Origin of the sequence: Pseudomonas sp., from assembly GCF_035554175.1 — a bacterium.
Classification (GTDB): domain Bacteria; phylum Pseudomonadota; class Gammaproteobacteria; order Pseudomonadales; family Pseudomonadaceae; genus Aquipseudomonas.
This window is the reverse complement of the sequence record NZ_DATMIV010000030.1, coordinates 128944-152293: the sequence shown is the minus strand read 5'-3', so window position 1 is coordinate 152293 and position 23350 is coordinate 128944. Positions and strand designations below refer to the sequence as shown.

Below are 23350 nucleotides of genomic sequence, written 5' to 3'. Positions count from 1 at the left end.
TGATTGTGCAGGCTCGCAAAATCGCCGCCTGAACAATAACAGGTGTTGCTGCCTGCAACTTGCGCCCAAGGAACGGAACTGCCCATGACCTCATTCTTCAAGTTCAAGAAGTTGATCTTCTTGTCGGCTGCGCTGCTGGCCGCCTCCAGTTCGGCCATGGCCGAAGAGCCCAATCCGATTGGCGACTGGTGGATTATCTACGGTAACGGCGTGGCGCAAAAAAACATCATGTACGTTGCGGATGCGACGTCGGTGGTGCCTTCGCAGAAAACCAAAGGCGCGACCATGGTCGCGGTGACCCTGGTTTATGAAGAACCAGGCAAACCGATGATCGACGTCTACAACCTCGAAGCCCAGTGCTCTACGGGCAAGGTACGTTTTATCAATGGCCAGTCCATCGAGCGTCTCGCTTACACCATGCGTCATCTGAAAGTTGCCAGCCAATGGCAGACCCCGAAAGAGTTCTGGGTCCAGCAAGCGCTGAAGTTTGCCTGCGCGCCGGGCAGTCGCGCCAAAAACGACATGGCCGCCGTGGGCAAGATGGAGTATCTGCAAATGATCGAAATGCTGCAGCAGATGTTTTTCAAGCTCGCACCAATTCAGCAAAAGAGCCAGATGATGGACAACATCGACAGCCTGCTCGAACTTAAAAAATAAGCCGGGGCATCCAATGACTTACACACGTTTATTGCTGGCAACCTTGTTGGCAGGGTTGCTCTTGAGCGGCTGTTCCACGATCGCGCAGAGCCGCTGGGAAGGCCGCGATCTCCAGGAAGCACTGGATCTGTTCGGCACTCCTGATTCGATGCAAAAGGAAACCGGTCCGAACGGCGAGCCCTTGGCCGTGCTGACGTGGCACAAGTCTGCGAGCTGGACCTCCACCGAAGCGGCCGGCACTTCGATGACCCATACCGGCAATGGCATGGTGTACACCGAGCACTACCAACAGGTCGGCCATAGTTCTACCTGCAAGTTACAGGCGAAGATCAATCAGCAGAAGAAAATCGCCCAGTTCCTGATCGAGGACGGGCGGATACTGCATGGCAAATGCGCCAACGTCCGCTATGTCCCGGGTTACGTTCCACCGGGGCTCTAAAGCGATCGATGACTGTTTGATGCGAAAACAGTCTCGATCCAGCCTTGTAAAGTGTATTTGCGATAGATCTGCTCAGGGATGTCGACGTACGGAGTAGAGATAAACCAGGCCGGAATCACCGGCTCAGTCTCATCGATCACCAGTATGTTCGCCGGGTTATAGAAGTCGTAATCCTGCACGTGCCTGTTGGTGGTTATGACTTTCTTGCGCGCGGCCATGGCTTCGAAAAAACGGAAGCTCAAACCGGCCTGGCCGGGCTTGGAAATGTCGAGAATGATCCGCGAGCGTTTCACCAGTTCGCCAACCGATTCGAGTGACATCCGTTGCTCGAAAAAGGTGATTCCCGGATGGGCGCCGGCAATCGGTTTGCACTGCACCAGAAACTTGTAATCGGTCACACCCAATTGATCGAATGCTCTGGCCAAGCCTTCCAGTGCAGGCACTCGATCTTTCCCCGCCATCACCACCAATGCTGAATATTCGCCGGCATCGCCATCGGCGACGTAGTCGTCGTAAATGAAGTTGTGCAGTTTTTTCAGGCCGTATTGCTCGGCATTCTCCGGGTCGAAGGAAAACACTTCGTCGTACACCGCCAACGCCTCACGGCTAATGGGCCAGCGACTGAAACTGTCGTAGAGGTAGGCAATCTTGCGCTCGCTCGCGCTCAGAGCTATTGCCAGCTGCTTGGGATCGATTTGCGCCGGGTTGATGATCAGAGCAACGTCGAAGGGTCTGCCAGCCACCACAACCTTGCTGAACTGGCGCAACTGCGACCAGCGATTGAGCCGGCGCCGCCAGATCTTCGGCGCCCGGTCGAAGGGTTTTGCCAGCGCAGCGGTATCGATGAAGCAAACTTCATCAGCGCTGCCCAAGTGCTCCGCCAGTTTTCGCGCGTAGCCGCCGATGTCCTTGCATACCAATAAGATCTTCATGCTTTTCCATGTCTTGAATGGGGCGCGGTCGGGCGTTGATTTACCGATCGGGTCAGGGTGCCGCTGGCAGCAGGAACCGCGCAATCACCGGCAAATGGTCGGAGATGCGCAAGGTGTCGTCCTGCCGTACCTGCGCTTCCACGCGCTTTAGCCTTGGACTGTAGAACAGATAATCGACGGTGCGATCCGGGCCATTGAGGCCGGGGTCGTTGGGGTAATGCGTCAGCCATTTGGCCCGGTCGATGCCGCCGGCCTCGTTGTTGGTCGGGATCATCGGGTACTTGTCCCACAGCAGATGCAGTTCGCTGTCGGCAGAGTAGGGTGTGCGTCGTTCGGCGGGCAGGCGCCGGTACTGGCCCAGCGGCAACAGATTGAAATCGCCACCGATCAGCCAGGGCAGGCCCTGGCTTTCATATTTGTCGAGGACTTTGGCCACGGCGGCTACCTGCGCCTGCAAGGTGCCGTCCGGCTGGCTGGCGCGCTGCAGATGGGTGTTGAACACGCTCAGTTGCCCGCCATCGCTGAGCGGCAGTTTGACTGTGAGCAAAGCGTCCCTGGGCTGGAACTGGCGGCTGATGAAGTTGCTCGGAGTTACCGGAAGCTGCAGGCGCTCGGCGTGTTCGATGCGATAACGACTCAACGTGGCCAGTTGGCGGCCGACACTGCCGTAGATATGCGGTTCGGGAACGAAGTCGGCTTTCCAGTCAAACGCGCTGGTGCTGCACGGGTACAGGTCGGCGACACGCTCCTGCAACAGTTTGAGCTGGTTCTGGTAGTCGCTGGCCTTGGCGCCGTCGTCGAGTTCCTGCAACAGCACCACATCGGGTTGTTCGTCGCGGATCACCCGCGCCACTTCATCAAGGCTGAAGGCCATGTCTTCAAGCGTCGGCGCGTCGTCGTCGCCCTGAGCCAGATCATTCCAGAACACGTAGCGCTTGCCGGCGAGGAACTGCACGTTCCAGGTCATGACTTTCAGCGCCTGGCCGGGCACCAGTGTCGGTGCCGTGGCGCTGCAACTGACCGCCAGGGTTTCGCGGGCGTCCGGGCGCCAGGTCAGGCTGAACAACAATGCGCCGAGCAGGACGACGACAAGGGCAACGAGTGACAGGGTGTAGCGCAGCAGACGGGTCATGGCTCGGCTTATAGCGTTACAGAAAGTGGCCCCGAGCATACCTGACGGCAGCGGCGAAGCCCAAGCACGGCGCGGTCAGACCGCTCCGTTACGTTTGTCAGGCAATTCGCTGATCAGCATGAACAGGCGGAACAGCACTACGCTGGTGAACAGTTGCAGGAAGCTGTGAGCACTGTCGATCAGCCCGGCAATCAGCGGATTCTGCGGCTCTGGGTAGACCGCCAGCGTCGCGCCCTTGAGCAACCACAACGGTGTCATCACACAGAGAATGCACAGCAGGATGCGCCAGAAGTGCCCGCGAGTCAGGCGCAGACTTTCCTTCATCGCCTGCAACGGCCCGAGGCCGCGCAGCACCAGCAGATACTCGGCAAAGGCGAGCATGACCATCAGCATCAGGCCCGGCAGGAAGTACAGCGACAGGCCCAGAAGGATCAGCAAAGTGTTGAGCGCGGTCAGTACGGCGAAGCGCGGCCACAGCGTCGCCGCCATCGCCAGCAGGTCGCGGTTGCGCGGCGCTTCGCCCCGGCTGCGCGCATCGAGAAACAGGATCAGTGCGGCGGTGTACAGCGGGTACACCAGCAGACCGACGATGATGCTGACTCCGGCAAAGGTGTCCGGCCCGGTGGCGTGATCGACCGCCTGTTGCAGAAATGCTTCGACAATCACCAACGGCAGGCACAACTGCACAATGCTGCCCAGATGGCGTTTGAAAAAATACAAAGAGTCGCGCAGTACTTCGAGGGCATTCATCAGTCGGTATCGCAGGTCGGAAACAGTGGCTCACTTTAACCGATGCAATGCGGGGCGGCACAAACGTAAACATTCGGTAAAGGTCATTGAAACGTTTTGTCACTGTCTCCATTACAGGAGAGCACCACGCCCGCGGTGGGCGAGGGCATGTTATTACCGGCAATCTACGAGGTCGCCATGAACAGCGAAGAGCAAACCCTGATCGATGGTCTGTTTTCCCGGCTGCAACAAGCCGAAACGGAGGCAGCCCCGCGCGACGCCCAGGCCGAGGCGCGGATCAAGGAACACCTGACACGCCAACCGGCGGCAGGCTATTTCATGACCCAGGCGATTCTGGTGCAAGAGGCCGCGCTCAAGAGCCTCGATGAGCAGAACAAGCAACTGACCCAGCAAGTCCAGCGTTTGCAGGCAGAACTGCAATCGGCCAAGGCGCAGAGTGCAGCGCCGGCATCGAGTGGCGGTGGGTTTCTGTCGAGCATTTTTGGTGGCGGCAGTGCGCGTCCGGCGCCTGGCCAGAGCGCAGCACCGTCGTCCACCGGCGGCTGGCGCGAACCCGCGCCGCAGCAGAGCTTCCAGGCTCCCGCGCCACAACAGAATGTCGGCGCCGCGTCGTCCAGCTTTGCGCAACAGGCATCCCCGGCGGCGGGCAACAGCTTTCTCGGCGGCGCCCTGAAAACCGCAGCCGGAGTGGCCGGTGGTGTGATGCTGGCGCAGGGCATCAGCAGCCTGTTCCACCACAATCAGCAGCCGGAGGAAATCGTCGAGGTGATCAAGGAAGAACCGGCTCAGGTCGCCGATCAGAGCAACAACGACTGGGGTGGTGAGCAGCACGTGGCTGGTAACGACACCTACGGCAACGACCAGGGCGGCTTCACCGACGCCGATTACAGCAGTGACAATTCGTCGTTCTTCGATGACGACGACTCCTTCGTCTGACCAACGGCTATCACCCGCCCCTGTGGCGAGGGAGCTTGCTCCCGCTGGACTGCGCAGCAGGCCTTCTTGTAAAGAAGGGCCGCCACTCGCCCCTGCGGGAGCAAGCTCCCTCGCCACACTGCCTTTTACTGGCATACTGAGCGCCTTTTTCGGGCCTGATCGCCTGATCCCGCTTCGTGCGCTTGCGCGCTCACAGGAACTCCGGTGAAAAAAATCGCAGTGTTCGCCGATGTGCAGAACCTCTACTACACCGTGCGTCAGGCCTATGGTTGTCATTTCAACTACGCCGCACTGTGGGCGGACATCAGTAAGGATGGGCAGATCGTCGAGGCCTATGCCTACGCGATCGACCGTGGCGACAGCAAGCAGCAACAGTTTCAGCAGATCCTGCGCAACCTCGGTTTCACCGTGAAGCTCAAACCCTACATCCAGCGCAGCGACGGCTCGGCCAAGGGCGACTGGGACGTGGGCATCACCCTCGACATCATGGACGCCGCCGACCATGTCGACGAAGTCGTGCTGGCCTCCGGTGACGGCGATTTCGACATGCTGCTCGAACGCATCATCAGCAAACACGGGGTGCAAGCGGTGGCCTATGGCGTGCCCGGCCTGACCGCCAATTCGCTGATCCGCGCGGCCAGCCGTTACGTGCCGATCGAAGGCGCGCTGCTGCTCAAGACTTGATTTGAACGGAGTTGAACCCGGTTTGGAACGCATTGCAGTCATCGACTTTGAAACCACCGGCCTCTCGCCGAACAGCAGCTGCCGGGCGACGGAAATCGCCGTGGTCATGCTGGAAAACGGCCGCATCGTCGAGCGTTATCAGAGCCTGATGAACGCCGGTGTCCGCGTCCCGGCGTTCATCGAACAACTGACCGGCATCAGCAATGCCATGCTACGCACCGCGCCCCCGGCGGAGCGAGTGATGGAAGAGGTCAACGAATTCGTCGGCTGCACGCCGCTGCTGGCGCATAACGCTTCGTTCGACCAGAAATTCTGGGATTTCGAACTGGGCCGAATCAAAAGAACACGGTTGCAGAACTTTGCCTGCTCGTTGTTGCTGGCGCGCCGCTTGATGCCGGCGGCGCCGAATCACAAGCTCGGCACGCTGACCACTTTTGCGCGATTGCCGCATACCGGCCAGGCTCACCGGGCCATGGCCGATGCCGAGATGGCGGCCAACCTGATAGCGCATCTGGCCGACGAGTTGCGCGGCAAGCATGGGGTGCGCGAGTTGAATCACGACCTGCTGTGCAAATTGCAGAAAGTCCCGGCGGCGAAAGTCGGCGAACATTTGCAGCGTTATCGCTGATCCCCAATCCCGACGCAAAGCCCTCTGTGGGAGCGAGCCTGCTCGCGAAAGCGGTTCTTCGCTCAACATTGACGCCTGCTTATACACCGCCATCGCGAGCAGGCTCACTCCTACAGTAGATTAGTGTTGACCCGAACTATTTGCCGTTGCCTTCGATATGCCCCAAGGGCACACGCTTTTCGACGGCGCTCGACAGTACGATCGAGGTCTTGCTGAAGCCGAACTTCGCCACGCGGTTGATCAACTCTTCCAGCTCCGGCATCGAGCCCACCGCTGCCTGCATGATCACGCACGGGTCGCCCGTGACCCGATGACATTCGGTGATCTGTGGGATCTTGATCAACTCGTCGTAAGTCTTCTGGTTGCCATGCTGGTTCAGGCGCAATTCGATCACGCACTGGACCGGCAGACCGATTTTCGCCAGATCGATTTTGGCCTGATACCCGGTGATCACTCCGGACGCCTCGAGCTTGGCCACGCGCTCGGCCACGGCTGGGGCGGAGAGGTTCACCTTGCGCGCCAGATCGGCGTAGGACGCACGGCCGTTTTCCAACAGGGCGCTGAGCAGCATGCGGTCGTATTTGTCCAAGGCAGACTCCTGAAAGGGCCAGACTTTCGAAATCACGGGTTATCCGTCCAATGTCCGTGATTTCCAAAGTGTACCGGCGCGATAAACAGGTTTTGTAACTTATTTTTGCGCGACAGCCTTTCTAGAATAACCCGACCACCGAATCTGACTGTCGAGCTGCCCATGCCTGCCTTGCGCCGTTTTTCCCTGCCGTTGATCGCCGCGTTTTTTGCGTTGTATGTGATTTGGGGCTCGACCTACCTGGTGATCCGCATTGGTGTGGAGTATTGGCCGCCGCTGTTGCTTGCCGGAGTGCGCTTCGTCATTGCTGGCAGCTTGATGTACGCCTGGCTGCGCTGGCGCGGTGCTCCGGCCCCCACTTGGGCGCAGTGGAAAGCGGCGGGGCTCGTCGGCATTTTGCTGCTCAGTTTCGGTAATGGCGCGGTCAGCGTGGCCGAGCACACCGGTGTGGCCTCGGGCGTTGCGGCACTGGCCGTGGCGACGGTGCCGTTGTTCACCTTGTTGTTCGGCTATTTCTGGGGCGCGCGTAATACCCGTCTCGAATGGGCCGGGGTCGCACTGGGGATTATCGGCATCGCCATGCTCAACATGGGCTCCAACCTGCAATCGAGTCCGCTCGGCGCGATGTTGCTGATCTTCGCGGCAGCGAGCTGGGCGTTCGGTTCGGTGTGGAGCAAGCATCTGCCGCTGCCGGCGGGAGCGATGGCCAGCGCGGTGGAGATGCTTGTCGGCGGCGTTGTCCTGCTGATCGGCAGCGCGATGAGCGGCGAGCACCTGCAGGCCATGCCGCCGCTCGAAGGCTGGCTGGCGCTGGCCTATCTGATCGGTTTCGGTTCGATCATTGCTTTCAACGCCTACATGTATCTGCTCAAGCATGTACGCCCGGCGGCGGCGACCAGTTATGCCTACGTCAATCCGGCGGTGGCGGTATTGCTCGGCGTGGTGTTTGTCGGCGAGACCATTGGCATCGAAGAAGCGCTGGCAATGCTGGTAATCATCAGCGCCGTGCTGCTGATCAGCCTGCCGCAGTGGCGGCGGCAGGCGCGGCCGCCGGTGACGGAGGCGAGAGCCGTTCCGACGGAAGCGCGTACGAATTAGGGTAAACTGCGCGGCATTGCATCCCCGCGTCATTTTTTCCTACGGTACTCCCATGACTTTCGCCTCCCTTGGCCTGATCGAACCCTTGCTGCGCTCCCTCGAGACGCTCGGCTACCAGACCCCGACGCCGGTGCAGGCGCAAGCCATTCCCGCCGTGCTGGCCGGTCGCGACCTGATGGCAGCGGCCCAGACCGGCACCGGCAAGACCGCCGGTTTCGCCTTGCCGCTGTTGCAGTTGCTGGCCATGGAAGGGCCGAAAGTCACCGCCAACGCGGCGCGTGCGCTGATTCTGGTGCCGACCCGCGAGCTGGCCGAGCAGGTTCATGAAGCCGTGCGACAGTACGCGGAAAACTTGCCGCTGCGCACTTATGCGGTTTACGGCGGCGTCAGCATCAACCCGCAGATGATGAAGCTGCGCGGCGGCGTCGATGTGCTGGTCGCCACGCCCGGTCGCTTGATCGACCTGTTCCGGCAGAACGCGCTGAAACTGAACCAGCTGCAAACTCTGGTGCTGGATGAAGCCGATCGAATGCTCGACCTGGGCTTCTCCGAAGAACTGGCGAATATTTATCGCATGCTGCCGAAAAAGCGCCAGACCCTGCTGTTTTCCGCGACTTTTTCCGATGACATCCGCCTGCTCGCCGGGCAGATGCTCAACGATCCGCTGAGCGTTGAAGTCAGCCCGCGCAATGTTGCTGCCAACACCGTCAAACAATGGATCGTTACGGTGGACAAGAAGCGCAAGGCCGAACTGTTCGTGCACCTGATGCGCAAGAACAAGTGGAAGCAGGTGCTGGTGTTCGCCAAGACCCGTAACGGTGTCGATGCGCTGGTAGAAAAACTCCAGGGCCTGGGTGTGAACGCTGACGGCATCCATGGCGACAAACCGCAGGCAACCCGTCAGCGCGCACTGGATCGTTTCAAACTCAGTGAAGTGCAGATTCTGGTGGCGACGGATGTTGCCGCCCGGGGTCTGGACATTGAAGATCTGCCGCTGGTGGTCAACTTCGATCTGCCGATCGTGGCCGAGGACTACATTCACCGCATCGGTCGTACCGGCCGCGCGGGTGCCACCGGTGAGGCGATTTCGCTGGTGTGTGCCGATGAGGTGAACATGTTGTCGGCGATCGAGATGCTGACGCGCCAGACCTTGAAGCGCCAGAACGAGCCGGATTTCGAACCTGAGCACCGCGTGCCGGATACCGATGCCAGCGGCCAGGTGATCAAGAAGCCGAAGAAACCCAAGAAGCCGAAGGCGTCGGGCGGTGGTGGCGGTAAACGCAATCTGGGCAAATGGGTCGACAGCGGCGAGACGCAGGCGCCGGAGCCATCGATCAAGCCAGTGCGCAAGGTGCCGGTGTTCAACACCGGGCCGCGCAAGCGCAAGCCTTGATGTGATGTGGCGTCTGTAATGGCGCCTTCGCGAGCAGGCTCGCTCCCACATTGGGAATGGGTTTTCCTGTAGGAGCTGCGGCACGCTGCGATCTTTTGATCTGGATTTGGAAGATCGAAAGATCGCAGCCTCGTTTCACTCGTCAGCTCCTACAGGGTCTCGTGCTGAAGCCATTGCAGCATTCCAAACCCCGCCGCCCGCCCGCTGGCAAAACACCCGGTCAACAAATACCCACCCGTCGGCGCTTCCCAGTCAAGCATCTCGCCTGCGCAAAACACCCCCGGCAACGTCTTGAGCATCAGTTGCTCATCCATCGATTCGAACCTAACGCCACCGGCACTGCTGATCGCCTCATCCAGCGGGCGGGTTTTCACCAGAGTCAACGGCAACGCTTTGATCGCTTGCGCCAGTAGCGCCGGATCGGCGAAGGTTCCGGCGTCGGTCAACTCGCGCAACAACGCCGCTTTCACTCCGTCAATCCCGACCTGACTGTGCAGATGCTTGGCCATCGAGCGCGAACCACGTGGCTTGCTCAATGCCGCCTGCAATTTATCCACAGGGCGGCCGGGCAGCAGATCAATGTGGATAACCGCTGCACCGTATTGATTGATCGCCTCGCGAATCGGCGCCGACAGCGCGTAGATCAGACTGCCCTCAACCCCGGTCGCGGTGATCACACATTCGCCCAGGCGCGGCGCATCGTCATTCAAGCCGATGGCGATGTTTTTCAGCGGTGCGCCGGCGAATTTGCTCGTCATCAGTTCGCTCCAGGCCTGCACCTCGAAGCCGCAGTTGCTCGGCTGCAACGGCGCGAGGCTCACGCCACGTTGTTCCAGCGGCAACATCCACGCTCCGTCGGAGCCCAGGCGTGACCAACTGCCGCCCCCCAAGGCAAGCAGGGTGGCGTCGGGTTTCAGACTGATTTCGCCTTCCGGGCTGGCGATGCGCAGGGCACCGTGTTCATCCCAGCCGAGCCAACGATGGCGGGTGTGGATAACCACGCCGCTGTCGCGCAGGCGCTTGAGCCAGGCGCGCAGCAGCGGCGCGGCTTTCATGTCGGTGGGGAACACGCGACCGGAGCTGCCGACGAAGGTTTCGATGCCCAGCCCATGAATCCATTGGCACAGCGCATCGGCATCGAACGCGCGCAGCAGCGGGGCGATGTGCGGCGCGCGTTCGGCATAGCGCGCGAGAAATGCCGGGTAGGCTTCGGAGTGGGTGATGTTCATGCCGCCGACCCCGGCCAGCAGGAATTTGCGCCCGACCGAGGGCATTCCGTCGTAAAGATCGACGCGGATTCCGGCCTGGCTCAGCACTTCGGCGGCCATCAGGCCGGCGGGGCCACCGCCGATGATGGCGACGTGAGCATTGACGGGGGCGGAACTCTGGGTCATGGGCATGCGCTGCGAAATGGCGGGACAAGGGCGCGCATTCTAACAGCGCTGAACCCTGTGGGAGACCCCATGTGGGAGCGAGCCTGCTCGCGAACGCGGTCTGTCAGTCAATTAGATGTTGTGTGTGCTGAAGCTTTCGCGAGCAGGCTCGCTCCCACAGGGGCTGCGGTGTATTTCGAGACTGGTTAAAAAATAAACAGTGCGCTGTACGCCACGCCCAGCATGGCCTGCAGTCCCTTTCGCGCAGGTTATCCACAGGCAGTTCCACAGCCATTGTGGGTAAGGCAGCACAACTCAGTGACAGCCGTGTGAATCCCAGACCCGTTGTGCGCTGTGATGGAGGATGCCGTGGCGCCGGGCGAGGGCGTGGCGATCCTTGCTGTAGCCGCCGCCGATCACTCCGACCAGCGGAATGTCGCGGCCCAGGCAATGCCGCATCACCCGTTCATCGCGCTCGGCTACGCCCTCGTCGGTCAGTTGCAGATAACCGAGGGCATCGTCTTTGTGCACATCGACGCCGGCGTCGTAGAGCACCAGATCCGGTTGATACAGCGGCAGCAGGTAGTTGAGCGTGTCATCGACGACCTTTAAATAATCGGCATCGCCCATGCCCTTGGGCAGCGGGATGTCCCAGTCGCTTTCGGCTTTGCGTGCGGGAAAGTTCTTCTCGCAGTGCAGTGAAACGGTAATCGCTTGCGGAGTGTCATGGAGAATCCGCGCTGTGCCGTCGCCTTGATGCACATCGCAATCGAAGATCAGCACGCGATTGGCCCGACCGCTCTGCAGCAGGTACTGGCTGATGATCGCCAGATCATTGAAGATGCAGAATCCGGCGGGGTAATCGTAATGGGCGTGATGGGTGCCGCCGGCCAGATGACAGGCCAAACCATGTTCGAGGGCTTTTTCCGCCGCCAGGATCGAGCCGCCCACCGCCCGCACGGTACGCCGCGCCAGTGCCTCGTTCCACGGCAGGCCGAGGCGCCGTTGGTCTTCGCGGGACAACTCGCCGCTCATGTAGCGTTCGATATAGCTGCGGTCATGGGCGAGGGCGAGTATGTCGTTGGGACAGATCTGCGGGCGCAGCAGGTCGGCGTCGCGGGTCAGGCCGCTGTCGACCAGGTGATCGCGCAACAAACGAAACTTGTCCATGGGGAAACGGTGATCCGCCGGAAATTCGGGGCTGTAGTCTTCGTGATAGATCAACGGCAAAGGCATGGCTTGGTTCGCGCAGAACGTAGGAACAAGTGAAGGATCCTACCAGCGATGTAGACTCAACGGCATGGAAATGGAGGGGACGATGGAGCCGATACTGGAGCTGCAAAGCGCGCGATTGTTGATGCGTCAGTGGCAGGACGAAGATTTGCCGGCATTCGCGGCGATGTGCGCCGATCCGCAGGTGATGCGCTACTTTCCGGCGCCATTGAGCCGGCTGGAAAGCGCTGCGCTGATCGGCCGCGTGCGCGGGCATTTTGCCGAGCATGGTTTTGGCCTGTGGGCGCTGGAACGCAAGGACAGCGGCGAATTCATCGGTTTCACCGGGCTCGGCGTAGTCTGCTTCGATGCGCCATTCACTCCTGCAGTGGAAATCGGCTGGCGCCTGGCCAGGGAACATTGGGGCCTGGGTTACGCCAGTGAAGCGGCATGGACCGCTCTGCGCGCCGGATTCGATCGGTTGAAGCTGGAAGAAATCGTCTCCTTCACTGCCGAGCAAAATGCCCCGTCGGAAAAGGTCATGCAGGCGATCGGCATGCATCACGACCCGCAGGATGATTTCGATCACCCCAAGCTTGCGCTCGATCACCCGTTGCGGCGACACGTTCTGTATCGCATCAGTCGCGAACAATGGCTGCAAACCTTGCATGAATAAGCCGACACGGACGTTTACAATGGCCGCCATCGTATTGGCCCGTGCCAGAACCTGAATCGTCCGCCGCAGCCCAGACTGCGCGGCCATTGCTTTGTGTGAGGAGAGTCTGAATGAGCCAAGTGCTGGAAGATCTGGTCGATTTGCTGACCCTGGAGCCGATCGAAGAAAACCTGTTCCGTGGCCGCAGCCAGGATCTGGGCTTCCGCCAGCTGTTCGGCGGTCAGGTGCTCGGCCAGTCGCTGTCGGCGGCCAGTCAGACGGTGGAAGAAGCGCGTCATGTGCATTCGCTGCACGGTTATTTCCTGCGCCCGGGCGATGCCAAGTTACCGGTGGTGTATTCGGTTGATCGCGTGCGCGATGGCGGCAGCTTCAGCACCCGCCGTGTCACGGCGATTCAGAAGGGCCACCCGATCTTCACCTGCAGCGCGTCGTTCCAGTACGACGAACAGGGCTTCGAGCATCAGGGCCAGATGCCCGTGGTGGTCGGCCCGGAAAACCTGCCGTCCGAGCTGGAGCTGACCCAGCAGCGCGCGCACCTGATCCCCGAGCACATGCGCGAAAAACTGCTGTGCCCGAAACCGATCGAAGTGCGCCCGGTCACCGAAAAAGACCCGTACAACCCGCAACCGGCCGATCCGGTGAAGTACGTGTGGTTCCGCGCCGACGGCGCGTTGGCCGACATCCCGGCGCTGCACAAATACCTGCTGGCCTACGCCTCTGACTTCGGTCTGCTGACCACTTCGATGCTGCCCCACGGCAAGTCGGTGTGGCAGAAAGACATGCAGGTCGCCAGCCTCGATCACGCGCTGTGGTTCCACAATGACCTGCGTGCCGATGACTGGTTGCTCTATGCGATGGACAGTCCATGGGCCGGCAATTCCCGGGGCTTTTCCCGTGGCAGCGTGTTCAACCGCGCCGGGCAACTGGTCGCTTCGGTGACCCAAGAAGGCCTGATCCGCCATCGCAAGGATTGGGCATGAGTCTCACCGACGTTCGTCACTGGGTGTTCGACATGGACGGCACGCTGACCGTCGCCGTGCATGACTTCGCGGCGATTCGCGTGGCGCTGGCGATTGCACCGGAGGACGACATCCTCAGCCATCTCGCCGCTCTGCCGGCGGATGAAGCGGCGGCCAAGCACGCCTGGCTGCTCGAGCACGAACGTGATCTTGCGCTGGGTTCGACCCCGGCCACCGGTGCGGTGGAGCTGGTGCGTGACCTGCACGCGCGTGGCTATCGCCTCGGCATCCTCACCCGTAATGCGCGGGAGTTGGCGCATGTCACGCTGGAGGCGATCGGCCTCGCCGACTGCTTCGCGGTTGAGGATGTGCTGGGTCGCGATGAAGCGCCGCCCAAGCCGCATCCCGGCGGTTTGTTGAAACTGGCCGAGGCCTGGAACGTGCCGGCCAGTGACATGGTGATGGTCGGTGATTACCGGTTCGATCTGGATTGCGGCCGCGCGGCGGGGGCGCGGACGGTATTGGTGAACTTGCCGGATAACCCCTGGCCGGAATTGACCGATTGGCATGCAAGGGATTGTGTCGAGTTGCGGCGGATGCTGTTTGCCTGACACCTTCGTCGCCTGAGCCGGCCCCTTCGCGAGCAAGCTCGCTCCCACATAGCTCTATGACATGCACAAAATATGTGTGCACCGAAGATCCAATGTCGGAGCGAGCTTGCTCGCGAAGGGGCCGGTCGATTCAGCAAAAAACTCACTGATCAAACAAAGCTTTCTGACCCTCCGCCGACGTCAACATCCCATCCCCGTCATGCCCAACCCCAGGCACTTCAATCAGCCTTTGATTGACCCCCTCGGGATGGCGGCGCAGCAAATAGCCGAAATAAAGCTTCCCGCGCATCAACCGGTACGCCCCTTGCGCTTCGGCCGCGCAGCTCTTGTCCAGTGCCGGATGCTCGGGATCGACATCCTGCTGCCCGAGCAGATAAATCACCTCGCGTTTGACATAACGGCTTTCCACCTGCAACGGCGTTTGCCCACCGGCATACACCGGCATGTCCGCCAAGCCGTACTTCCACCGATTGAAGCCCGGACATTGCGCATGGTCGAACGCCACCGGCCGCTGCTCGTTGAAGTACGCATAAGAGGAAGGATTGGCCACCACATAGCGCAAGCGAATGCCGTTGGCCTTGAGCGCCGGCTGCTCCTTGGCGAGCAGGGCATAACGCTGCACCACTTGCCCACCACCCGAGTGGCCGAAGATCACGATCTGCTTCACGTCCGGAAACTGTTTGCGATCGCTGAGCCGCGCTACGATCTCGTCCAGCGCGGCATAGGCGCTCAGCGGATTGGGCCCTGTGGACAAGCCGCCGCCCATCCACTCGTTGCCTTGCCAGCGCAGTACTGTGGGCGGCAATGAATACAGAGTCACGTCGCTTTCATTGAGAAACTGCGGGGCTATCACCAGCGTGTGTGCGGTTTGTCCGGCGAGTTCGGTAGCGCTTTCGGCGCTTTTGCGATAGGTCTCGGCGTTGCGCAAGCGACCATGAATGACGATCAGCACACGCTCGATCTTTTCCGGCGCCGGGCCGATGCCCACCGCCATTTCCCCGGCCTTGAGCTGCAAGCGACCGGGGCTGATCGCGTCGACGCCGGCCGCTTGCGCGGTGCCGGCGATAAACAGTAACGCCACAAGCCATTTATGCATTTACAGGGTTTTCGCCGCGAAGGTGTCGCACTGGCTTACCTGGCCTTGCGCGAATCCGGTTTTGAACCAGCGCACCCTTTGCGCTGAGGTACCGTGGGTAAACGAGTCCGGCACCACACGGCCCTGACCCTGTTGCTGCAAGCGATCATCGCCGATGGCGTTGGCGGCGTTCAAGGCTTCTTCGATGTCGCCCGGTTCCAGCCAGTTCAGGCGCTTCTGCGCGTTATAGGCCCAGACGCCCGCGAGGCAGTCGGCCTGCAATTCCTGGCGGACCAGCAGGCCGCCATCGCCCTCCATTTGCCGACCTTGCTGACGCGCCGTCTGCATCTTCGCCGAGACGCCGAGCAGGGTCTGCACATGGTGGCCGACTTCGTGGGCGATCACGTACGCCTGGGCAAAATCGCCGGCGGCTTTGAAGCGTTGCGACATTTCCTGGAAGAACGCCATGTCCAGATAGACCTTCTGGTCGGCCGGGCAATAGAACGGCCCGGTGGCAGAGGTGGCCATGCCGCACGCAGAATTGACCCGGTTGCTGAACAGCACCAGCGTCGGATCTTTGTATTGGCGTCCGACCTGCTGAAAGATCGGGCCCCAGGTGTCTTCGGTATCGCCGAGGATCGAACGGACGAACTCGGCCTGCTCATCGTTGGCCGGCGGCGCCTGACGGGTTTGCGAAGTGGCTGCCGGTTGCTCCATCTGCCCGGTCAGCTGACCGAGGATCTGCAGCGGATCCTGGCCGGTGAGCCAGCCGATGCCGACGATCAGCACGACCGCGGTCAGGCTCAGGCCCTTGCCACCTCCGAAGCGCATGCCGCCGCCACCGCCTGCGTCATCACCCCGGGCGTCGACGACGTTGTCACTGCGTCGGCCTTTTTTCCATAGCATGTGGGAATCCTCTTTTATTGCGGGTGAAGTGGCTGATGGTGATGAGTGTTGCTGCTGTGTGAGTGTGGCGCCAGTCCGATCATCCGTCCATTCACACGCGCCCTCGCTGGGCGGGCTAGTTATTGACGGTCGGCCGGGCGGCGAATTCAATTGCCAGAAAAATTTGTCCAGGCACATTCGTGAACGCACTGTCGCGACAGCAGTCTGTGATGTTGCGGACTCGCTGCGCCGACATGGCGGGAATCTTGCCTCTCACATCGGATCAACGGCGGTTTGTCGGCGCAGAAGATTGCGTCCTGTGCGGTTGTTGAAAGCTCAGCCGACTATGATTGCCAAATCGACTACTGCCAGCGCAAACGTTCGCCTGCGTATTTTTCTCAGAGATTGCCAATGACCGTCAGCACTCCGCTCTCCGGTGTCAACCAGCCCTTCAAGGGGATCCTGTTGATTGTCGTGGCGACGTTCCTGTTTTCCAGTCACGACGCATTGTCGAAATACCTGTCCGGTTTTTATCCGATCGTGATGGTGGTATGGGCGCGTTATGTGGTGCACACCTTGTTGATGGCGGGGATTTTTCTGCCGCAGTCCGGGTTGCGCGTCCTGCGTACCAAAAAACCATTGTGGCAACTGGCGCGCGCGCTGTGCCTGCTCGGCACCAGCCTGTTTTTCACCACCGCGCTGCTGTACATCCCGCTGGCGGAAGCCACGGCGGTCAACTTCCTTGCACCGGTATTGGTTACCGCGCTATCGGTGCCGCTGCTTAAAGAGCGGGTGACGCGCGGGCAATGGGTTGCGGTGATCTGCGGTTTCGTCGGCGTGCTGATCATCGTCCACCCGGGCGGCGAACTGTTCACCCCGGCGATCCTGCTGCCGTTCTGTTCAGCACTGTTTTTCTGCTTCTATCAATTGCTGACGCGCAAACTCGCCGAAGTGGATAGCCCGACCACCAGCAACTTCTTCGCCGGCCTGTGCAACACCCTGGTGATGAGTGCGCTGGTGCCGTTCTTCTGGCAAGTGCCGACCCTGACTCACGCCGTGCTGATGCTGGCGCTGGGCAGTTGCGGGATGACCGCGCACCTGTTTCTCACCCAGGCGTTCCGGCTCGCGGCACCGGCCTTGCTGGCGCCATTCGGCTATTGCCAGATCGTCTTTGCCGGGTTGTTGGGCTGGCTGCTGTTCAGTCACACGCCGAGCGGATTGACGGTGATCGGCATTGCGGTGATTTGCTGCAGCGGCCTGGCGGCAGCGTGGCAGCAGAGTCGCCGCTGAAGAAACGCAAATCCCGTAGGAGCTGACGAGTGAAACGAGGCTGCGATCTGTTGATCTTTAAAAACAAGATCAAAAGATCGCAGCCTCGTTTCACTCGTCAGCTCCTACGGGAGTGATGCAGGCAGGTTATTCGGTGACAGTCGGAATCTTGCGCGGGGCCATGAAGTACATCCACGTCAGCGCGAGGAAGTACATCGCCGGAATCAGTGTGAACAGCACCGTGTAGTTGTTGTTGGTGACGGTGAGGATGTGGCCGACGATCTGGGTCATGAACATTCCGCCGATGGCTGCGCACATGCCGCCGAAGCCGAACACCGTGCTCATCATGTGCTTGGGCGTGTAGTCCATCACCAGGCTCCAGATGTTCGCGGTCCAGGCCTGGTGCGCGCCGATCGCCAGAGAAATCGCCGCCACCGCCACCCACAGATTGGCCGATCCGGCGGCCATGACCACGCCAATGATGCAGCAGGCAAACAGCAACATCGACAGCAGCCGCGCCTTGATCGAGTTCATCCCGCGACCGATCAGGAACGAAGACAGAATCCCGCCCCCGACACTGCCGAAATCAGCCGTGACGTAAATGATGATCAGCGGAATGCCCATCTGCGTCACGTTGATGCCCAGGTTGTATTGCTGATTGAGAAACGGCGGGAGCCAGTACAGATAGAACCAGAACACCGGCGCGGTGAGCGAGTAGGCGAGGGCGAAGGCCCAGGTGCCGCGCATCCGCAGGATCTTGCTGAACGGCACGCGGGCCTGCTCGGGTTCGACTTCCTGCTGGATGTATTCGAGCTCCGACTGCTTCACCCGTGGATGATCTTCCGGGTTGAAGTATTTCAGACCCCAGCACAACAACCAGATACCGCCGAGTGCCGCCATGCACAGGAACGCCGCCTGCCAGCCCCAGGCATGCAGGATCAGCGGCAGCAGCATGGGCGTGAACATCGCGCCGACGTTGGTGCCGGCGTTGAAGATGCCGGTGGCGACGGCACGTTCACCGGCGGGGAACCACAGGCGCGTGGTTTTCACGCAGGCCGGGTAGTTGGCCGCCTCGGTCAGACCGAGAATGAAGCGGCAGACCATGAAACCGACTGCCGAGGTCGCCAGGCCATGGGCGCCGGTGGCCAGGCTCCAGAGCAGTACGGCGCAGAAGAACACGCGCTTGACGCCGACCCGGTCGATCAGCCGTCCCTGCAGGACAAAACCGATCGCGTAGCCGACCTGGAACCAGAAGTTGATGTTGGCGTAATCCATCGCCGTCCAGCTCATTTCCTTGGCGAGGATCGGCTGCATGACGCCGAGCGCGGCGCGGTCGATGTAGTTCAGGGTGGTGGCAAAAAATACCAGCGCCAGCATGCCCCAGCGGGTCTTGCCGACCGCCATGGCGCCGCGGATCTTGTCGCCGATGCCACCCGTGGCAGTGCTCATGGCCGGAGCCATGCGGGAAGTCTGTGAAGGAATCATGTGTTCCACCCGTTTTTGGATTTGTTATTTGGTGTTCATTACTGTCGAACACCTTGCCCGGTGGTTAGTGGCCGGACTCGATGTGCAACCGATGTTGGGCAGTGAACAAAAAATCGTCAATTCGCCAAATCGCCTTAGTGTTCGATAATCGCACGCAAAACTAACCGGGTAGTACACTTTAAATTGCTGCGCGCGGGGATGCAGCCAATAATTTCCCTCACTATAAAAACCCATTCCCCGGTAGGAGCTGCCGAAGGCTGCGATCTTTTGATTTTGCTGTTTTGGTAATCAAGATCAAACGATCGCAGCCTTCGGCAGCTCCTACATAAAGATAAAGCGGCGCAGTCCGGGAGTTGAAACATGCAGCGTTCCATTGCCACCGTTTCCTTGAGCGGCACCCTGCCGGACAAGCTCGAAGCCATTGCTGCCGCCGGTTTCGACGGGGTGGAGATTTTCGAAAACGACCTTTTGTACTACGACGGCAGCCCCCGCGAAATCAGGCAGATGTGCGCCGATCTTGGCATCGCCATCACCCTGTTTCAGCCGTTTCGTGACTTTGAAGGATGCCGCCGGGATCGCCTGGCGCGCAACCTGGAGCGCGCCGAGCACAAGTTCGAGCTGATGCAGGAGCTCGGCACTGATCTGGTGCTGGTCTGCAGCAACGCCTCCGCCGACAGCCTGGGCGATCAACAAATCCTCGTCGATGATCTGCGCCTGCTGGCCGAGCGCGCCGGTGCCCGTGGCTTGCGCATCGGTTACGAAGCGTTGGCGTGGGGGCGGCACGTCAACACTTATAAACAGGTCTGGGACATCGTCCGTCAGGCCGATCACCCGAGCCTGGGCGTGCTGCTCGACAGCTTCCACACCTTGTCGCTGAAGGGAGATCCCAGCGCGATTGCCGATATTCCCGGCGACAAGATCTTCTTTGTGCAAATGGCTGACGCACCGATTCTGGCCATGGATGTGCTGGAGTGGAGTCGGCACTTCCGCTGCTTCCCGGGGCAGGGCGAATTCGATCTGCCGGGATTCCTTGCGCCGATCATCAAGAGTGGCTACACCGGGCCGCTTTCGCTGGAGATCTTCAACGACGGTTTCCGCGCCGCTCCGCCCAGGGCCAATGCCGCCGACGGTTTGCGTTCGCTGCTGTATCTGGAGGAGAAAACCCGTCAGCGTCTCGAGCAGGAGGCGACGCCCGTGGTCAATCGCGACATCCTGTTCGAGACGCCGCCGGCCAGTGAATACAACGGCATCGAATTTCTCGAGTTTGCCGTCGATGAAGCGCTGGGGGCGAAACTTGGCCACTGGCTGCAACGCCTCGGTTTCGTCAAGGCCGGGCAGCATCGCTCGAAAAGCGTAAGCCTGTTGCGTCAGGGCGATATCAACCTGATCCTCAACTCCGAACCGTATTCGTTTGCTCACAGTTTTTTCGAAGCCCATGGCCCGTCGCTGTGCGCCACTGCCGTGCGGGTCAAGGACAGCGCCAGTGCCCTGGCCCGCGCGGTCGCTTACAAAGGTCAGCCCTATCGCGGGCTGGTAGGCCCCAATGAACTGGAGCTGGCGGCGGTGCGCGCACCGGACGGTAGCCTGATTTATCTGGTCGATGAGGATGCCGACGTGTACGGCACCGATTTCAATCTGTTGCCGGGCGCGCAGACCGGCGGCGGCCTCAAGCGTATCGATCACATGGCCATGGCGCTGCCGGCGGACAGCCTGGACAGCTGGGTGCTGTTCTACAAAAGCCTGCTGGATTTCGAGGCCGACGACGAAGTGGTGCTGCCCGATCCGTACGGTCTGGTGAAGAGCCGCGCACTGCGCAGCCGCGACAGTTCGATCCGGCTGCCGCTGAATATTTCCGAGAACCGCAACACCGCGATCTCCCACGCGTTGTCGAGTTATCGCGGCTCCGGTGTGCACCACATCGCCTTCGATTGTGACGACATCTTTGCTCAGGTCAGTCGCGCCAAAGAGGCCGGCGTGCCGCTGCTGGACATCCCGCTGAACTACTACGATGACCTGGCGGCACGTTTCGATTTCGACGATGAATTCCTTAGCGAACTGGCTTATTACAACGTGCTCTACGACCGTGACGCCCAAGGCGGCGAGTTGTTTCACGTCTACACCGAGCCGTTCGAAGGGCGTTTCTTCTTTGAGATCATCCAGCGCAAGAACGGCTATGCCGGTTATGGCGCGGCCAACGTCGCGGTGCGGCTGGCGGCGATGGCCAAATCACGCAGCGGCGCGGTGCGCCAGGCTAAGTTGTAGGGAATTCGTAAACGCGGGATTAAACAGCGGCTGCGCGGCTTCCTTCACTGTCCCGCGCGGCCCATAATCGCCAGCTTGTGCAGTGATGGCCGTGAGCCCGCGATGACCATGAATCCAGAACTTTCCGCCACTGCTGTCGAGTCCGACGCAGTGCCGCGCAAGAGTCGCAAGAACAACCCGGAAAAGACCCGCGAAAACATCCTGCAGGAGGCGATCGTCGAGTTCGTCCAGCAGGGCCTGTCCGGCGCGCGCGTCGACGCGATCGCCGAGCGCATCCACACCTCCAAGCGCATGATCTATTACTACTTCGGCAGTAAGGAGCAGTTGTACGTCGAGGTGCTGGAAAAGCTCTATGGCGATATCCGCAGCACGGAAAACCGCCTGCATCTGGATGAGCTGCCACCTGAACTGGCGATCCGTCGACTGGTGGAGTTCACCTTCGATCACCACGACCGCAACGTCGATTTTGTGCGCATCGTCAGCATCGAAAACATCCACAACGCCGAGTACGTGAAGCGTTCCGATGCGATCAAGGCGCTGAACAACACCATCCTCGATACCTTGGGCGGGATCCTGCAACGTGGCGCGGACGAGGGCCTGTTTCGGCGTGGGATCGATGCGCTGGACGTGCACCTGCTGATCAGTTCGTTCTGCTTCTATCGCGTGTCGAACCGTCACACCCTGGGGGAAATCTTCCAGATCGACCTGCCGGACGAAACCATCAAACAGCGCCATCGCGAGATGATCTGCGAATCGGTGTTGCGCTACCTGCAGGCCTGACTCGATCTCCCTTGTAGGAGTGAGCCTGCTCGCGAAAGCGGTCTGTCAGTCGCCATGTTCATTGACTGATCCGACGCCTTCGCGAGCAGGCTCGCTCCCACAACGGTTGCCGGGTTGTTTAACCATTCATGCTCTGAAAATGCGCCAGCATCCGCTGCGCATCCGGCACCACGCCGCTGAACAATTCAAACGCTTTCACGGCCTGAAACACCGCCATGTTGCCGCCGTCCAGCGTACGGCAACCCAAAGCGCGGGCATCGCGCAGCAGTTCGGTTTCCAGCGGAAAATACACGATCTCCGCGACCCACATTGCCTTGCGCAGCAGCTCGGCCGGCACCGGTGAGCCCGGCAGCTTGGCCATGCCCATCGGCGTGGTGTTCACCAAACCGTCGGCCTGCGCCAGCGCGTTCTGCAAATCCCGCCCGGCCTGCGCGCGAGCGGCGCCGAAATGTTGATTGAGATTGTTTGCCAGGCTTTCGGCGCGCTCGCGGTCGACGTCAAAAATCGTCAGTTGCCGTACGCCTTCGCTGAGCAGCGCGTGGGCCACTGCCGCGCCGGCGCCGCCAGCGCCCATTTGGACTACACGTTCGCGGCCAACGTCTGTCAGACCTCGGCGAAACCCTTCGGCGAAACCCAGGCAATCGGTGTTGTGGCCGAGGCGCTTGCCGTCCTTTAGCACCACCGTGTTCACCGCGCCGATACCTCGGGCTTCCGGCGACAATTCATCGAGCAGCGGGATGATTGCCTGCTTGCATGGGAAGGTGATGTTCAGCCCCGTGTAATTCATATGCTCTGCTGCCTTGAGCAGCTCTGGCAGAGCAGTGCTGTCGAGGCGCAATTGATCGAGATCAATGAGCTGATACAGATAACGCAGACCCTGTGCATCACCTTCGTGCTCATGCAGTGCCGGAGTGCGCGAAGCCTGAATGCCGGCGCCGATCAGCCCGGCGAGTATCACCTTGGAACGCGACATGGCTTTCACCCCTGCAATCGCTGACTGAAATGTTCCAGCGCCAATCGATAGCCATGGCTGCCGAACCCGCACATCACCGCCGTGGCGATGCCTGAGACGAACGAATGATGACGGAATGGCTCTCGGGCATGCACGTTGGACAGGTGCACCTCGATCACCGGCAGCTCACTGGCCGCCAGGGCATCGCGAATCGCCACCGAGGTGTGCGTCCACGCAGCCGGGTTGATCACGATCCCGGCGCAACGACCGCGCGCCGCGTGAATCCAGTCGAGCAGCTCGCCTTCATGATTGGTCTGGCGAAACTCCACGGCCAGACCGAACTCGTCAGCCGCGCGACCACATAACGCCGAAATATCCGCCAGGGTTTCATGACCATAAGTTGCCGGCTCGCGAGTGCCGAGCAGGTTCAGGTTCGGGCCGTTGAGCACCAGAACGATAGGGGGCATGGGGGTAACTCCACTTATTGTTTTTGGCATGGGCCGAGAGGGTTTCAGCCTGTGGAGATAAAATGTACTAGATGGTTACATCGGTCAATTGAACAGAAATGACCAA

The 23350-nt window shown here is 60.6% G+C and carries 24 protein-coding genes; 13 read left to right on the top strand and 11 right to left on the bottom strand.

Annotation, left to right across the window (positions count from 1 at the left end; genetic code table 11):
- Positions 1-84 precede the first annotated feature (84 nt).
- The gene (locus tag VNV36_RS14380; RefSeq protein WP_325718355.1) at positions 85-657 is read left to right on the top strand and encodes a hypothetical protein; all 573 of its coding nucleotides are present in this window, start codon (positions 85-87) and stop codon (positions 655-657) included.
- Between the two features lie 13 nt (positions 658-670).
- Positions 671-1096, top strand: coding sequence for a hypothetical protein (locus tag VNV36_RS14375; protein WP_325718354.1), 426 nt, complete (start codon positions 671-673; stop codon positions 1094-1096).
- Here the strand turns inward: VNV36_RS14375 and VNV36_RS14370 are convergent.
- The 3 genes from VNV36_RS14370 to VNV36_RS14360 form a co-directional block, all read right to left on the bottom strand.
- Complete coding sequence (locus VNV36_RS14370; RefSeq protein ID WP_325718353.1) at positions 1093-2028, bottom strand: WaaS/CpsH family glycosyltransferase; 936 nt, start codon at positions 2026-2028, stop codon at positions 1093-1095. The two genes, VNV36_RS14375 and VNV36_RS14370, sit on opposite strands and share 4 nt — an antisense overlap.
- Before the next feature lie 52 nt (positions 2029-2080).
- A complete protein-coding gene (locus tag VNV36_RS14365) occupies positions 2081-3160 on the bottom strand; it encodes an endonuclease/exonuclease/phosphatase family protein (RefSeq protein WP_325718352.1) in 1080 nt (359 codons plus the stop codon).
- Positions 3161-3235: 75 nt separating this feature from the next.
- Positions 3236-3910, bottom strand: coding sequence for a YciC family protein (locus tag VNV36_RS14360; protein WP_039761773.1), 675 nt, complete (start codon positions 3908-3910; stop codon positions 3236-3238).
- A gap of 177 nt (positions 3911-4087) precedes the next feature.
- On the opposite strand from VNV36_RS14360, the gene VNV36_RS14355 reads away from it, so the two are divergent.
- The 3 genes from VNV36_RS14355 to VNV36_RS14345 all read left to right on the top strand — a co-directional run bounded on the left by VNV36_RS14355 (position 4088) and on the right by VNV36_RS14345 (position 6158).
- Positions 4088-4846 carry a DUF2076 domain-containing protein gene (locus VNV36_RS14355; protein WP_325718454.1) on the top strand — a complete coding sequence of 253 codons (759 nt, stop codon included), beginning with the start codon at positions 4088-4090 and terminating at the stop codon, positions 4844-4846.
- 204 nt (positions 4847-5050) lie between these two features.
- Positions 5051-5530, top strand: a complete 480-nt coding sequence (locus VNV36_RS14350; RefSeq protein WP_325718351.1) for a LabA-like NYN domain-containing protein — start codon at positions 5051-5053, stop codon at positions 5528-5530.
- 22 nt (positions 5531-5552) lie between these two features.
- Positions 5553-6158, top strand: a complete 606-nt coding sequence (locus VNV36_RS14345) for a 3'-5' exonuclease (protein ID WP_325718350.1) — start codon at positions 5553-5555, stop codon at positions 6156-6158.
- A gap of 136 nt (positions 6159-6294) precedes the next feature.
- On the opposite strand, the gene VNV36_RS14340 is transcribed toward VNV36_RS14345, so the two are convergent.
- Positions 6295-6747 carry an Lrp/AsnC family transcriptional regulator gene (locus VNV36_RS14340; protein WP_325718349.1) on the bottom strand — a complete coding sequence of 151 codons (453 nt, stop codon included), beginning with the start codon at positions 6745-6747 and terminating at the stop codon, positions 6295-6297.
- Positions 6748-6909: 162 nt separating this feature from the next.
- Here VNV36_RS14340 and yedA point away from each other — a divergent pair, with 162 nt between their 5' ends.
- Complete coding sequence (gene yedA / locus VNV36_RS14335) at positions 6910-7845, top strand: drug/metabolite exporter YedA (protein ID WP_325718348.1); 936 nt, start codon at positions 6910-6912, stop codon at positions 7843-7845.
- A gap of 52 nt (positions 7846-7897) precedes the next feature.
- Positions 7898-9238, top strand: coding sequence for an RNA helicase RhlE1 (gene rhlE1 / locus VNV36_RS14330; RefSeq protein WP_325718347.1), 1341 nt, complete (start codon positions 7898-7900; stop codon positions 9236-9238).
- A 149-nt stretch (positions 9239-9387) separates the two neighbouring features.
- Here the strand turns inward: rhlE1 and VNV36_RS14325 are convergent, their stop codons facing one another.
- Together VNV36_RS14325 and VNV36_RS14320 are read right to left on the bottom strand one after the other, a co-directional pair.
- Positions 9388-10632 carry a TIGR03862 family flavoprotein gene (locus tag VNV36_RS14325; RefSeq protein WP_325718346.1) on the bottom strand — a complete coding sequence of 415 codons (1245 nt, stop codon included), beginning with the start codon at positions 10630-10632 and terminating at the stop codon, positions 9388-9390.
- Between the two features lie 294 nt (positions 10633-10926).
- Positions 10927-11847, bottom strand: coding sequence for a histone deacetylase family protein (locus tag VNV36_RS14320; protein ID WP_325718345.1), 921 nt, complete (start codon positions 11845-11847; stop codon positions 10927-10929).
- Positions 11848-11929: 82 nt separating this feature from the next.
- Here VNV36_RS14320 and VNV36_RS14315 point away from each other — a divergent pair, with 82 nt between their 5' ends.
- From VNV36_RS14315 to VNV36_RS14305, 3 genes are all read left to right on the top strand, one after another.
- Positions 11930-12499 carry a GNAT family N-acetyltransferase gene (locus tag VNV36_RS14315; RefSeq protein WP_325718344.1) on the top strand — a complete coding sequence of 190 codons (570 nt, stop codon included), beginning with the start codon at positions 11930-11932 and terminating at the stop codon, positions 12497-12499.
- 110 nt (positions 12500-12609) lie between these two features.
- The gene (gene tesB, locus VNV36_RS14310; RefSeq protein WP_042610543.1) at positions 12610-13479 is read left to right on the top strand and encodes an acyl-CoA thioesterase II; all 870 of its coding nucleotides are present in this window, start codon (positions 12610-12612) and stop codon (positions 13477-13479) included.
- Positions 13476-14069 carry an HAD family hydrolase gene (locus VNV36_RS14305; protein WP_325718343.1) on the top strand — a complete coding sequence of 198 codons (594 nt, stop codon included), beginning with the start codon at positions 13476-13478 and terminating at the stop codon, positions 14067-14069. The genes tesB and VNV36_RS14305 overlap by 4 nt, the downstream gene beginning before the upstream one ends.
- Positions 14070-14211: 142 nt before the next feature.
- On the opposite strand, the gene VNV36_RS14300 is transcribed toward VNV36_RS14305, so the two are convergent.
- The gene (locus VNV36_RS14300; protein WP_325718342.1) at positions 14212-15165 is read right to left on the bottom strand and encodes an alpha/beta fold hydrolase; all 954 of its coding nucleotides are present in this window, start codon (positions 15163-15165) and stop codon (positions 14212-14214) included.
- Entirely contained in the window at positions 15166-16050 is an 885-nt protein-coding gene (gene ypfJ / locus VNV36_RS14295) for a KPN_02809 family neutral zinc metallopeptidase (protein ID WP_325718341.1), read from the bottom strand. It abuts the gene before it with no gap.
- Between the two features lie 390 nt (positions 16051-16440).
- On the opposite strand from ypfJ, the gene VNV36_RS14290 reads away from it, so the two are divergent.
- The gene (locus VNV36_RS14290) at positions 16441-17319 is read left to right on the top strand and encodes a DMT family transporter (RefSeq protein WP_325718340.1); all 879 of its coding nucleotides are present in this window, start codon (positions 16441-16443) and stop codon (positions 17317-17319) included.
- Between the two features lie 126 nt (positions 17320-17445).
- Here the strand turns inward: VNV36_RS14290 and VNV36_RS14285 are convergent, their stop codons facing one another.
- Complete coding sequence (locus tag VNV36_RS14285; RefSeq protein WP_325718339.1) at positions 17446-18783, bottom strand: MFS transporter; 1338 nt, start codon at positions 18781-18783, stop codon at positions 17446-17448.
- Positions 18784-19143: 360 nt separating this feature from the next.
- Here VNV36_RS14285 and quiC point away from each other — a divergent pair, with 360 nt between their 5' ends.
- Both quiC and VNV36_RS14275 read left to right on the top strand, forming a co-directional pair.
- Complete coding sequence (quiC, locus tag VNV36_RS14280) at positions 19144-21045, top strand: 3-dehydroshikimate dehydratase QuiC (RefSeq protein ID WP_325718338.1); 1902 nt, start codon at positions 19144-19146, stop codon at positions 21043-21045.
- A 102-nt stretch (positions 21046-21147) separates the two neighbouring features.
- Entirely contained in the window at positions 21148-21825 is a 678-nt protein-coding gene (locus VNV36_RS14275; protein WP_325718337.1) for a TetR/AcrR family transcriptional regulator, read from the top strand.
- 118 nt (positions 21826-21943) lie between these two features.
- On the opposite strand, the gene VNV36_RS14270 is transcribed toward VNV36_RS14275, so the two are convergent.
- Entirely contained in the window at positions 21944-22798 is an 855-nt protein-coding gene (locus VNV36_RS14270; RefSeq protein WP_325718336.1) for a shikimate dehydrogenase, read from the bottom strand.
- Between the two features lie 5 nt (positions 22799-22803).
- The gene (aroQ, locus tag VNV36_RS14265; RefSeq protein ID WP_325718335.1) at positions 22804-23244 is read right to left on the bottom strand and encodes a type II 3-dehydroquinate dehydratase; all 441 of its coding nucleotides are present in this window, start codon (positions 23242-23244) and stop codon (positions 22804-22806) included.
- Positions 23245-23350: the final 106 nt, after the last annotated feature.